The organism is Dysgonomonas gadei ATCC BAA-286, assembly GCF_000213555.1.
Lineage (GTDB): Bacteria > Bacteroidota > Bacteroidia > Bacteroidales > Dysgonomonadaceae > Dysgonomonas > Dysgonomonas gadei.
On sequence record NZ_GL891988.1, the window covers coordinates 131,509 to 144,552 of the forward strand.

The following is a 13,044-nucleotide window of genomic DNA, read 5'->3' on the forward strand; positions in this document are numbered from 1 at the left end:
AGTGTTCTTGGTGTAAATCTTTGTGTCCCTTGTGGTAAATAGTTTTAACCACCAAATACACAAAGGGCACAAAGGCTAAAAAGACTGTTACCTTTGTTACCTTTTTGAAATAGTAACTTCGGGTAATTACGGATTACTAAACTAAATAGCTAACGGCTAAAAGCTATCAGCTAATAGCTGAAATATGTGTAACCTTTGTTACCTTTTAACAAGTAGTAAGTATTGAGTAATAAGTTGAAAGTAATATGAGATACGAGTAGACAAGACACGAGATACAAGTTGTTAACTGATAACTGATGACTGTTAACTGTTTACTACTTACCGGTCCGGATACAATAAGTAAGATATATCCGGCATTTTGCAGATTTTGACTATCTTTGCATATCAAAAACAGAATATAAACACATATGGAAACAGTTTTAAGCGGTATCCGCTCTACAGGGAATCTGCATCTTGGAAATTACTTCGGTGCACTGAGAAATTTTACAAGAATGCAGCATGAAAACAAATGCTTCTTTTTCATAGCAGATTATCATTCGCTGACCACACATCCCGATCCTAAGATATTGCACGGCAATGTAAAGGGTGTATTGACAGAATATCTTGCAGCCGGTATAGACCCCGAAATATCGACTATATATATACAGAGCGATGTAACCGAAGTGTGTGAATTGTACTTGCTTTTGAATATGCACGCGTATCTGGGCGAACTGTCCAAAACCGTTTCGTTCAAGGAAAAGGCAAGAAAACATCAGGATAATGTAAATGCAGGGCTATTGACTTATCCAACCCTCATGGCTGCCGATATATTACTGCACAATGCTGATAAAGTGCCTGTAGGTAAGGACCAGGAACAGCATCTGGAGATGACCCGTAAGTTTGCCCGTCGTTTCAATAACCTTTATGGCGTGGAATACTTCAAAGAGCCCGTAGCTTATAACTTCGGACAGGAACTGATAAAAATACCGGGTTTGGATGGCAGTGGCAAGATGGGGAAATCGGAAGGCAACTGTATCTATCTGGACGAGGACCCGAAAAGTATAGAGAAAAAAGTAAAACGTGCCCTGACCGATGAAGGCCCTAAAGCTCCGAACTCCGAAAAGCCGGAATATATAGAAAACCTGTTTACAATATTGAAAGTAGTTTCTACAGAAGATGTTGTTCAGCATTTCGAAGACAAGTGGAATACTTGCGAGATACGTTACGGAGACTTGAAAAAACAGCTGGCCGAAGACATCATAAAGGTCACGACTCCTATACGTGAACGTATTATCGATATTAAGAACGATGACGCGTATTTGCATAAAGTTGCCACCGAAGGAGCTGAGAAAGCACGTGAGAGCGCACGCAAAACGATAAACGAGGTAAGGGAAATAATGGGGATACATAAGTTCTGATTATCGGGACTTCCCTCCAATATACTCTGTGCCTCTAAGCATACAGAAATCGGTATATATTTAAGATTTCCTTATATAATATACCGATTTTTTTCATTACGTTTGTATATATAAAAATGCTAAGTAGATTATAAACAAATCTTTATAAACACATCTGATCAATCTCATATATGGATAACAACGAGAAATATGACTTGCTGGCTGAAGGCGAAACAGGGCTGGCTTCCGGAATGGGTATTTATCCCCGTAGCAAAAGCTTTAAGTTCGATGCTGCACAGATAGAAAAATCACTTTCTTCTCGAAAAGATTTCAAACTTATTTCTTTTAATAAGGCTGAAGTCGATATAGAGTTTTCAATTATGAGTTTTGCGGCAGAGATTGAATATCAGGAGACTGTGTTTAATGTGGACTTATATGTCTGTGAAGCCAAAAATATAAACCTTGGCGACTACGGTTTCGCAAATTCGATAGATGAAGAATCCCTGCAAATCGCAATGGAGCAGGAACATTACCTCGAAACATCCATGTACTTCGAGTTGGAGCCTCTGACTTCATTTCATTTGCAATTGAAAATAATGGATGCTATTGTCCCTGAAGCAAGCCTTGTAGTTGACTTCATGTCTTACAGGTTGTTGTCTGCCAAATGGCTGAGCATGACCGCTAAATCACCGACACCTCCTTCTCCCGATTATCTTTATACATTGCATTGTGTATATGACGAGAATGGGGAGAATGGTAATCGCAGATATTGGTTCCATACGCATGGGTTGCATCGCTGCGCATCTGTAGAACTGGAGATTCTTAATTTCAGTCAGGGAGCAGAGCAAATGAATACATTAATAAACATGACAGTAAAGAAATTTCTGTCGCATCCTGCAAAGGAGAAAGAACGGTTTACAATCGGTTATGACGGTATGGGAATCAACCTGTGCTGGCTCCGGTGGGAGGAAGCACTGAAAGATCTGCCCAAGGGTATACTCGGTAGTGTGGCGGATCGGGACGAAGTAGATAATGTACATGCCGAGCCTTCGGGTATTCTCTTTGCTGTGGAAGATGGCAATATGGTTTCTCCCGAGATATATGCGCCTACGTTGGCCGAAAATCCTATTTATTATATAACGAATGAGGAAACCGATAGAATGAGTGCGTTGGCTAAAGAGCGTTTTTCTGCATTCGAGAAAGTCTTCAGGAAGGAACATAAACAACCGGAGAAGAAATCGTTCCTCAAAAATATTTTCGGTTCGAAAAAAGAAGAGGAACAACCCGGATGGACTTTCCTTGTAAAGTTGGGGCTGACTGTAGATAATCCCGATTCGGGAAGTGAAAAAGAGCATCTGTGGTATGATGTCATATCTATAGAGAATGGAAAAATTGAAGGCAAGCTCCTCAATCAACCTTATTGGATATCGGGGCTGAACGAAGGAGATATAAAAACATATCCTTTCGACCTGCTTACCGACTGGATTATATATTCTCCGGACAATACATATACAAGTGATTCGATTTACCTGTTGGAAAACTGATATAAGGAAATTATGAAATCCGAATAACTTTATCTTTATATAAAATAAGAACGTTTTGAGTAGCGAGAGCAGAAGCGAAATTTATTTTGATTATGCCGAGTCACGAAAACAAATAATATAATTCAACCTTATCTTTACATAAGATCGAGAATAGAAATGATATTAAATAAAAAAGTCTCAATTGTAATCTGTTGTTATAACGAGGAATCTAATATTCCTACAGTGATAAAAGCAATCCATGACAGTATGGACACAACAGGCTACCAGTATGAGATTATAGCCGTTAATGATGGCAGTAATGACACAAGCCAAACTATACTGGAGAAAATGAGTGCGGAAGACCCGCAGCTTTTCTATATTGAATTTTCCCGTAATTTCGGGCATCAGAATGCTTTGAAAGCAGGACTGGATAATGCCACAGGCGATTGTATCATATCCATGGATGCCGATATGCAGCATCCGCCCCGAATGTTACCCGATTTTATCAAAAAATGGGAAGAGGGTTACGATATCGTATATACACGACGTATGGATGATCCGACACTATCGAAGAAGAAACGCGGAAGCTCGAGCCTTTTCTATAAATTTCTGAATATTGTATCCGATATACATCTGGAACAGGGGGTTGCCGATTTCCGGTTAATGGACCGGCGGGCGGCAAATGTCCTTATCAATATTAAAGGTAGTGACTTGTTTATAAGAGGTATCGTTCACTGGATAGGTTTTAAGCAATACGCAATGGACTATATGCCTGACAAGCGGCTGTCGGGGCAAACGAAGTATACTTTTAAGAAAATGCGTAACCTTGCTGTACAGGGAATACTCTCTTTCAGTACAAAGCCTCTCCACCTTGCTTTATATCTGGGCTTCGGCATAGCCGTATTATCCCTATTGCTGGTGCCATATGCTATTATCAGCCTATGGACGGGGCATGTAATGGCTGGTTGGGTGTCTTTGATAATTACAGTGGGTTTTTTGGGCGGATTGCAACTATTCATTCTTGGGATTATCGGATTGTATATAGGACGGATATTCTCCCAGACCAAAGGTTTCCCTCCATATATTATACGAAGTACAAATATTAGTAACAAATGAGTTCAAAGATATTATTAAGTTTCGATATAGAGGAATTCGAGATGCCCCGCGAATACGGAGACCCTATTCCTTTCGACCAACAGATGGATGTTTCCATACAAGGTACAACACGTATACTCGATTTGCTTGCAAAACACGGAGTAAAGGCGACCTTCTATACTACAGCCAATTTCGCAAGCCATGCTAAAGATATAGTAAGAAGGATAGTTAGCGAAGGACACGAACTGGCATCGCACGGATATGTACATGACCACTTCGAACCTCCGCATCTAAAAATGTCGAAAGATATATTGGAAGAAATCGGAGGTGTGACTGTACGAGGTTACCGCATGGCACGCATGGCGCCTGTGCCCGAAGAAGAAGTCTTCAAGGCCGGGTATATGTACAATTCATCAATCAACCCGACATATCTGCCCGGTAGATATAACAAACTAAGTGAGCCGCGTACATGCTTTATGCGTGAAGGGGTATGGCAACTGCCGGCATCGGTGACTCCGATATTCCGTTTTCCTTTATTCTGGATATCTTTTCATAATCTGCCTTTAGGTATCTATACAAGCCTGGCAAACCGGACATTAAAAAAAGACGGATATCTGAATGTCTATTTTCATCCCTGGGAATTTATGGATATAGGCCCTAAGGAGAAGTATAATTTTCCGTTCTATGTAACGAAAAATACGGATGCGAAGATGGTGGAAAGATTTGGAAAGCTTATCGAATGGGGAAAGAGCAAAGGTTATGAGTTTTCCCGCACATGGGATTTTGTGGAGAGTATTAAATAGGTCTTACTCATCATCTTTTACCTCTTCATAACTGATATATTCGCCTTCGTTCTCTGAAAATTTTTTCTGGGAGATATTCGATGTTTTCGAATTTTGAGACTTGCTGCCTGATCGTTTTTTATTGGGTCTGGTCTTTTCTTCAGGACCGAAAAAACGGATGACACGTCCCAAAAGGACGCCTATTACAAGAAAACCGAATAGGCCTAATATTAATAGAAAGCCGAGAAACTTAAACATATTACAATTGAATTTCAGATATTAAGGTCACAGACCCTTTTATTGCTTCATTAAATTAAAGTACAATAAGTAGCCAGATTGAAATAATGTATCATTTGCTATCTTTTACTTAATTGGATAAGCAAATATACAGATTATTCATCAGATTCTGAATATATGGCATCGGGACTTACGATAAAATCAGCAAAGCTTGTATTATATCCTTTAAAACAGCCTAATACATCTCCCGTGAAATTGGTTATCGGATTAGTTCCTCCATCGGCAGCAACAGAGAACAATGATTTATAGAATGTGTACATGCCTTTATCAAGAGTTTGCATCTCTATCCTGATTTGATCTCCTGTTTTCAGATCATTATCATTGTTGTCGTCTTTGTCGAAGTATAGTATGCGGTGAACTTTCAATCCGTTTCTGAATTCATCGTCATCCAGATATATGCTTTTCATGGCATTGCCGTTTACATAGAGGATTGTATAATAATAGTTCGTTTCATCTACAGGGTCGTGAAAGACGAAAGACGGCGAGTACCAGGAATCTTTTCCGGCCTTGATCTCATAGATATAGGTTTCTTCAATGGGTACAGAATTGGGTATTACTACACTGGCTTCATGCGTGTTTCCTTCTGCTGTCACTTGTATGTGATACCTTTTATTTACTGCCCCTAACATGTTGGAGAGATACAATCCGGACATATTTTGAGCTTCCCTCAATATTTCAGTATTCCCATCTTCATCGGTTAATATAATCTCCGCATCCGCAACCGTTTTGAAAGCGCTATTATCTTTGAACGCCTGCGATTTGGTCAGGTATACCGTACACGGCGAGCCTTCTGTAATAGCGGCATTTATCACTAGTCTGGGTGTTGCAGTGCGTAAATCCAAATCCACAATCTTCTCACAGGCAGTGAATAGACCAAGAACCGATATGGCTAATATGAGTTTATATATATTTTTCATATTGTTCAAAATTTGAAATTCCACGATATGGAAGGGATAACGCTGAATAGATAGATCATATATGATTCCGAGACCATCCGCTCGTCTTCATTTTGCCTGAAACCAAACATATAGGGATTCTTTCGCCCATATGCGTTATATACACTAAAGGCAAGTTCTGATGTATACTTCTTTGTTTTCTTCAGTGTGCATATTGCCCCAAGATCGAGCCGGTGAAATGATGGCGCCCTATAACTGTTCCGGCCTTCATAGTAATATATTGCATGGCCGTCCACAATGTATTTTCCTGATGGGTATGTCATTGGATTACCTGTTGCAAAAACCCATGTCGCAGACAATGTCCACTTCTTATTGAGATCATAGATGCCTACTACCGATATGTCATGTGTACGATCCTGATTTGCGACATACCATTTCCCGTCATTAATGCCGTTTATTTTCTTCTCACTGCGGGCAAGTGTATAGCCAACCCAGCCATTAAACTTTCCAAATCTTTTTTTGAGGAACAGTTCCAGACCATATGCCCGCCCCTTCCCAAATAGCAATTCAGTCTCTATTATCTCTTTTGCCCGGACATCTGCTCCATCCTTATAGTCTATCTGGTTCCGAAGGTCTTTGTAATAGAGTTCAGCGCTAAACTCAAACATGTTATTTGAGAAATTACGGAAATAACCGATCGAAACCTGATTGGCTATTTCCGGTTTTATATAGTTGGTATTCGCAATCCATCTGTCGGTAGGACTGGAAAGATTTGACGTAGAAAGCAAGTGTAAATGCTGGGTTGTGCGTGTATATGCCGCTTTGATAGAGGATACGTCGTTTAGCTGATAAGCAGCGGACAACCGAGGTTCTATATTCCAATATGTTTTAAGAAACTGGCCGTTCTTTGTAGATATAGTATCTGTAATAGTATGATTCTCGAATTCATAATAGTCTCCTCCGCCTAATACGCTGAAAGACGACACGCGCAGGCCGTAGCTCAACTCCATCTTATCATGCAGTTTCATACTGTTCGAGGCAAAGATGGCGTTCTCCCACGACTTACGGTGTTCGTATGGGGATATCTGTAATTGTGATGGATCTTTACTGCTCAGATCCCCCGGTACGACCTGATGGAATATAGATGTAAAACCAGCCTTTATTGCATTTTTATCGTTCGGATAAAAACTGAATTCCTGGTTCAGGTTAAAGTCTTTGATATGTGAAGCTACATTCAGGCCTGTAGTGAGGTCTACACTTACATTATAGGTATAGTCGGTATACGATAAGGTTGTAGCCGAGGCTGCTTTTGCATTGAATATATGATTCCATTTCAGACTGGCTATTGTATTTCCCCAATCTATCATAGCCACTTTATCCAATCCTAATTTATCCTTCCCCAAATACGCGGTTAAGGTAAGTTTATTCCTATCCGATAACACGTAACTCAATTTAGCATTTAGATCGTAAAAGTATAGTTTAGAGTCTTTTACTTGCTCCACTCCGATTGCCCGGGCCAAAGCATCTGCATAGGTACGTCGTGCCGAAACGATGAAAGACGACCGTTCTTTTTGAATAGGACCTTCGAAGGTCAGATTTGAAGAAATTAGGCCTATACCTCCGTTGGCATGGTAACCTTTCAGGTCTCCATCTTTCATGCTTACATCCAGTGTGGAGGATAATCTACCTCCGTATTGCGCAGGCATAGAGCCTTTGTAAATTGTCATATTATCTACTGCGCTGGAGTTAAACGTGGAAAAGAAGCCGAAAAGGTGCGATGGATTATACACCGTGGCATTATCCAGCATTATCAGATTTTGGTCGTTACTGCCACCGCGGACATAGAAGCCCGTATTGCCTTCTCCGGCACTCATTACCCCGGGTAGTAACTGTATAGTTTTCAATATATCGCGTTCTCCCAATAGGACAGGTATCTTATTAACCATCTCTATCTCCAGTTTATCCACTCCCGATTGAACACTCTTTACATTCTCATTGCTCCTTTGGGCCGAAATTTCCACTTCACCAAGTGAAACTACTTCCGGCTCCAAATCTACATTAAGAGTCTTGTTCTCGTTCAACTTGATCTTAATCTGTTTGGTGTTATAGCCGATAAGTTTAAAGATCAGGTTATATTCTCCTTGTGGAAGTGTAAGAGAATAACTTCCGGACTCATCGCCGAAGCTGCCTTGTTGTGGTAATTCCTTTATCCCAACAGAGACACCGACAAGAGTTTCTCCACTATCGGCATTATTTATCCGGCCTTTTACTGTATATCTGTTTTGGGCTAAAGCTATCAAAGTAAGAGTTAGCAGAAGCGCAATAAAGAGAAATCTCATATTCTATCTTTTAGGGCTAACAATAAGCCATACTCAATCTCAACGGAAAAACTGCCGTTTTATTTAGTGTTTCCTTTTTCAGGTTTTAGACAAAGATAATTGTTTATTTGTTAAAATAGTGATAAAAAAGGAACTACAATGTAAAATATTAGGCGAAAATTCTAGCATTTTTAAGAGATATAATTAATCCTTGATACAAATGTAACCGGGAGATATAAGACTGTTAAAAAAAGGTGGCACAAGTAACAGAAAATAATTATTTTCTCCGTTTCTTTCTCCTCTTTCCTGCCGGAACCCTCCCGTTTCGACCTAATAATTTTCATATGTTTACCCTAATTGTTTTTCTGTATCGATAAATGTAGATGAAAATGATTGTCTTTTTTAACATAAAGTCTTCTTTGCTAAGCTTGTATTAATTGTACTGATCGCGATCCGGTTATAAAAAATAACCGCATTTGTATGACACAAATGCGGTTGCAAATCTTTCTGTATAAAAATCTTTATACTTTACTTGCTTCTGGCATTATACCCTTCGGCTATAACCTTATAGTTACCCGTTAAATGCTGAGGCAATGTCAATTCTACGGTTCTCTTCTCTCCGGGCAATAAATTGATATAGCCATCTGAGAAATAGGCCGGAAGCAGTATCTCATTTGTTTTTTTATCCACTGCATTCAGTTTTAGGGCGACGACCAACACTTTTGACAGATTTGATACCTCTACCGATGTTTTGCCTTTAATATTTATAGCTTTTACAACTACATCTACAGAAGGTAGCGTGTTCATATCCTTATATGAATCATTATTGCCGTCAGTCATCCAATAGTCATTTGTCGACATCGTTTTTCCTTTTACATCTTTCAACTCTAAACGAGCCAGATATAACCTAGGCAAATTATTCACATTTTCAGGAACAAAACACTTAGCGGATGAGTTTGCTTTAGCATCCAACCTTATGTCTTTCTTATACAACTCTTTCCCTTGCAGGCTTATATACCTGATACCAGCTGTCACTGATTTATAGTCATGCAATGTTGTATTGATAATCATTACATCATTATCAGGCAGGTTCATCTGTATATGTACCGGTTCGCAAGCCTTCTTTGCCCCAAAATAGGAGCCCGGAGTTTCATAATCGTAAGTATATGTCTGCCAGATCATGCTCGGCCATGCCGGATGGCTCATCCATAGTATAAGGCCTGTCGTATTATTCCATATCTTACTGTTCCACGCTTCGAGCATATTGCGCCATGCATCGTATGTTATAAATTGTGATTTGCGGACAAAATCCTCCATACTTTCAGGTTTCCCATAACGGTTTACTGCATTCATAAAGTCTCCGAAATTCTGGGATGTGTGATGCAGGTCGTGGTATGCCCATACATCATTTATGGGCCACTGGTCTTCCGGGGCTATGAATTTGCGGATGGTATTCGCAGTAGGGATGGCATAACTACCCATCTCGGTATTGAAGCCTTTTGCGTTTTGGGTATAATAGAGTGACGGGTCTTTAAAGTATCCCCACGGACCGCTTGTCCCCATATTCAGGAAACGGGATTGACCGTGATAATGGCGCGTAGGGTCTTCTTTCGCTACCATTTTTGTAAGTGTTTCGCTCATTCCCTCCGGTGCAAAGCCCTCATTGCGCGGACACCAGATAGCTATAGACGGATGATTGCGGTAACGGCGTACTACATCCGCAGCATTCTTAACAAACAGGTCGAAGTCGCTTGGCTCTACAGTATCGTCAGTGGTAATCCAGAAGTCGTTCCAAACCAGCATACCGTATTCATCACAAAGGCTATAAAATACTTCTTCGGTCGATTCTCCTGTCCAGTTGCGGATAATATTGAAATTGGCATCACGATGCAAACGTACATATGGTTCTATACGCTCTCGGGATACCCGTTTCATGCCGTCGTCCATTCCCCAGTTGCCGCCACGACAGAATATCCTCACTCCGTTTACCCTGATTGCAAGGAAAGGTCCGATAGGATCGTCCGCTGACAATGTTTCCAATCCGGATACGTCTGCGCCTTTGGTAATTGTAGGCAGTTGATTATCTTTGGTGAAGAAAGCCCTTTTTTCATAATCGAATATAGGATTTCCTTTATTTATTGTTGAGTTTGGCGTATAAAGCACTCTTTTATTTTGGTCATTATCACTCACCATCAGTTCATATGACATCTCACGGATGCCGAAACGTACTTTCTTGGTGTCCGAGGTACTGCTATTTGTCCGGGCAGTTAGTTTCATATCATATAATTCCGGGTTGCCGTAGCCATTCGGCCACCACAGGCGGGGATTCTTTATATTCAGTTCCTTATACTCCTCCGGACTGAAAACCAATACTTTTTCCTCATTAGCTTTCAGCGAATAAGGGATGCTGATATTGATGTTTTCTATATCGGCAGAGAGCGTGCCGTTTATTGTTTTTGAACTTATATTACGGATATTGGTACGGATAGTTATTTTTGCCTGAGTAGTATCAGGTAGGAGAATATCCGTTGTCACCAACGGATCACCGATCAATACATCACCACTCGACCTGAGCCTTACATCCTGCCAGATGCCCGTATTACGGTCGCGAATACCCGGAATCCAGTCCCAGCCGATAGAAGATATGAACGTTGGCCCGTCTGTGCTGAGTACTCCTCCGTTCAAACCTTGTCCGGCAATCATCGATTGCTCGTGAGGTATTCCCGGATTATTGGGAGGAAGAATGTGAACGGCCAGTATATTTTCCGAATTAGGGTTTACGATATTTGTTACATCAAATTCGCCACGAATGAAAGCTCCTTTTATACTGCCCAGCCTTTTCCCGTTCAGATATACCTCTGCCCGGTAATTTATACCATTGAAGAGGAGTTGCAACTGCCTGTCAGCAATATCTTGCGGAATAGTAAATTTGCATCTGTACCACCAATCGGTGCGGCTCAGCGAATCGGGGATATTCATATTATTCAATCCGAAAAACGGATCGGGATAAACTCCCTGATTTACCAATGTGGTAAGTACTGTGCCGGGAACAGTGGCGTTGTACCATGTTGCCGTATTCAGTTGCGGATCGAAGATTGACTTTCCGGATTCAATTGCCGTTGCTCCGTCGGCCATTTCCCAGCCCTGAGTGATAATCCATTCTCCCTCTTGGGTTGGGATTAACTTAGTAGGTAAGTTCTCTTTTGCAATTCTTTTTGTTTCCTGAAATGAAGCATTGCCTTTGGGTAATTCCGATTGAGACTGAACTTGGCGGAGTCCCGTCCATAAATTAGTTAACTGTTGTGCTTTGAAGTTTGCAGATGATACCATAAATAGAAGTAGTATCACCGTACCTTTCAGATACAATTTTTGTTGTTCGTTAATCATGGGTTCTGACTTTATTGTTTTTGATTAATAGGTCAGACAAAGATACTGTTTTTTATCCGTGAGATAACGCTCAAACGTTAATTAACTTTTGCGTGTTTCTTTTCTTGCCCTTACTTTTGCTCTTCCCCTTCTCTTTGCAAAGAAGATGTAATAGCCTGTAATGGGTAGACTTGCGCCCACAAGAGAAAAGAAACAAGTGAATATTTTCGACCAGATGCCCCAGTAATTCCCTACATGCAGGCTATATACCCATGCCCACACTTTGGTTGTTCCTTCCTGATCTTTAAACAGAGTGATTTTTGTTATCTCTCCGGTGTTTTTATCAAAGTCATACTTATCAGTGGCACGCGATGTGACGGATGACTTCAGATGTACTGTTGCTGATTTGTCCTGTACTCGGATGTATTCATAATCCGGATTGGCTGCTTTTAATGTATTGAATACTGTTTGCCAGTTTGCTACATTTAGTTCTTCTTTTTTACCTTCCTTACCTCTTCCTCCGCCTCCGCGGTTGCCTCCTCCGTGTCCATGTTCCTGGGGCGCTTCCACTCCAAACAACTTAAATACTCCGTTTCTGTACCACTCGAAAGACCACACCATTCCTGTAAGGGCACATATCAGTAACACCAGACAGGCATACGCTCCCAGCACATTGTGCAGATCGTACCATAGACGCTTCCCTCCTTTACGAAACTGAATTTTGAAACGGCTCTTATTTAGTCGCCGGGGCATCCATACTATAAAACCGCTGATAAGAATAAATACGAATATTAAAGTAGAAATACCTACTGTATATTTTCCCCATGTGCGTCCGCCGTCCAATAACCAACGGTGAAGCGACATAATGGTAAAGAACGGGCTTTCCCTGAATTTATACATTCCGGTTACTTCACCTGTATATTGGTTTACAAACGCCGATATGCGGAAGCCTTCTTTGAGGGTCATTGTATAGGTACGCTCCGGATTGTCCGGTATCTGTACACTGGCCACAGTATTGCTGTCCAGTTGAGCATTTACCATCGGTATCAGTTCATCTAATGGTATAGGGTTGCCTTTTGCCTCTTTTACAAAATAATGAGAAGGATTTGAAAGTTGAAGTATTTCATCCTGAAATACAAGTATTGCTCCGGTAAGACAAACTATTGTAATGATGATTCCCACCGGAATCGAAAGCCACTTGTGTAGCTGTTTGAGAAATTTACGCATAAATGTATTTCTGTATTCTAAAAAAAAAGTTCCGATGGATTGACTATCAAACAATTCATCGGAACAACTATCATCAAAGTTAAGTAATTCTTTAATCTATATCTTTTTGAGAATTGAAGCAGATTAAATCAACTATCATCTCTGCAAATTTCGGACTAATTGTA

9 protein-coding genes are annotated in these 13,044 nt (G+C 40.6%); 4 read left to right on the top strand and 5 right to left on the bottom strand.

The window, feature by feature from the left end; translation table 11 throughout:
- Window positions 1–407 precede the first annotated feature (407 nt).
- From trpS to HMPREF9455_RS17025, 4 genes are all read left to right on the top strand, one after another.
- Window positions 408–1,397, top strand: a complete 990-nt coding sequence (gene trpS / locus HMPREF9455_RS17010; RefSeq protein ID WP_006800979.1) for a tryptophan--tRNA ligase — start codon at window positions 408–410, stop codon at window positions 1,395–1,397.
- A gap of 170 nt (window positions 1,398–1,567) precedes the next feature.
- Window positions 1,568–2,920: a DUF4026 domain-containing protein gene (locus HMPREF9455_RS17015; RefSeq protein ID WP_006800980.1), complete on the top strand. Its 1,353-nt coding sequence runs from the start codon at window positions 1,568–1,570 to the stop codon at window positions 2,918–2,920.
- A 156-nt stretch (window positions 2,921–3,076) separates the two neighbouring features.
- Window positions 3,077–4,015: a glycosyltransferase family 2 protein gene (locus HMPREF9455_RS17020; protein ID WP_006800981.1), complete on the top strand. Its 939-nt coding sequence runs from the start codon at window positions 3,077–3,079 to the stop codon at window positions 4,013–4,015.
- On the top strand, window positions 4,012–4,797 hold the full coding sequence (locus HMPREF9455_RS17025) for a polysaccharide deacetylase family protein (protein WP_006800982.1): 786 nt from the start codon (window positions 4,012–4,014) through the stop codon (window positions 4,795–4,797). Before HMPREF9455_RS17020 ends, HMPREF9455_RS17025 begins: the two co-directional genes overlap by 4 nt.
- 3 nt (window positions 4,798–4,800) lie before the next feature.
- Here HMPREF9455_RS17025 and HMPREF9455_RS17030 read toward each other — a convergent pair whose 3' ends face one another.
- The 5 genes from HMPREF9455_RS17030 to HMPREF9455_RS17050 form a co-directional block, all read right to left on the bottom strand.
- Entirely contained in the window at window positions 4,801–5,034 is a 234-nt protein-coding gene (locus HMPREF9455_RS17030) for a DUF4834 family protein (RefSeq protein ID WP_006800983.1), read from the bottom strand.
- A 134-nt stretch (window positions 5,035–5,168) separates the two neighbouring features.
- Window positions 5,169–5,990, bottom strand: a complete 822-nt coding sequence (locus HMPREF9455_RS17035) for a DUF4249 domain-containing protein (protein ID WP_006800984.1) — start codon at window positions 5,988–5,990, stop codon at window positions 5,169–5,171.
- Between the two features lie 5 nt (window positions 5,991–5,995).
- The gene (locus HMPREF9455_RS17040) at window positions 5,996–8,308 is read right to left on the bottom strand and encodes a TonB-dependent receptor (protein WP_006800985.1); all 2,313 of its coding nucleotides are present in this window, start codon (window positions 8,306–8,308) and stop codon (window positions 5,996–5,998) included.
- Between the two features lie 507 nt (window positions 8,309–8,815).
- Complete coding sequence (locus HMPREF9455_RS17045; RefSeq protein WP_006800986.1) at window positions 8,816–11,674, bottom strand: glycoside hydrolase family 2 protein; 2,859 nt, start codon at window positions 11,672–11,674, stop codon at window positions 8,816–8,818.
- A gap of 81 nt (window positions 11,675–11,755) precedes the next feature.
- A complete protein-coding gene (locus HMPREF9455_RS17050; protein ID WP_006800987.1) occupies window positions 11,756–12,880 on the bottom strand; it encodes a PepSY-associated TM helix domain-containing protein in 1,125 nt (374 codons plus the stop codon).
- Window positions 12,881–13,044: the final 164 nt, after the last annotated feature.

Bases quoted from the DNA above. Each gene is read 5' to 3' on its own strand.
- trpS (WP_006800979.1), top strand. From the start codon at position 408: ATGGAAACAGTTTTAAGCGGTATCCGCTCTACAGGGAATCTGCATCTT.
- HMPREF9455_RS17015 (WP_006800980.1), top strand. From the start codon at position 1,568: ATGGATAACAACGAGAAATATGACTTGCTGGCTGAAGGCGAAACAGGG.
- HMPREF9455_RS17020 (WP_006800981.1), top strand. From the start codon at position 3,077: ATGATATTAAATAAAAAAGTCTCAATTGTAATCTGTTGTTATAACGAG.
- HMPREF9455_RS17025 (WP_006800982.1), top strand. From the start codon at position 4,012: ATGAGTTCAAAGATATTATTAAGTTTCGATATAGAGGAATTCGAGATG.
- HMPREF9455_RS17030 (WP_006800983.1), bottom strand. From the start codon at position 5,034: ATGTTTAAGTTTCTCGGCTTTCTATTAATATTAGGCCTATTCGGTTTT.
- HMPREF9455_RS17035 (WP_006800984.1), bottom strand. From the start codon at position 5,990: ATGAAAAATATATATAAACTCATATTAGCCATATCGGTTCTTGGTCTA.
- HMPREF9455_RS17040 (WP_006800985.1), bottom strand. From the start codon at position 8,308: ATGAGATTTCTCTTTATTGCGCTTCTGCTAACTCTTACTTTGATAGCT.
- HMPREF9455_RS17045 (WP_006800986.1), bottom strand. From the start codon at position 11,674: ATGATTAACGAACAACAAAAATTGTATCTGAAAGGTACGGTGATACTA.
- HMPREF9455_RS17050 (WP_006800987.1), bottom strand. From the start codon at position 12,880: ATGCGTAAATTTCTCAAACAGCTACACAAGTGGCTTTCGATTCCGGTG.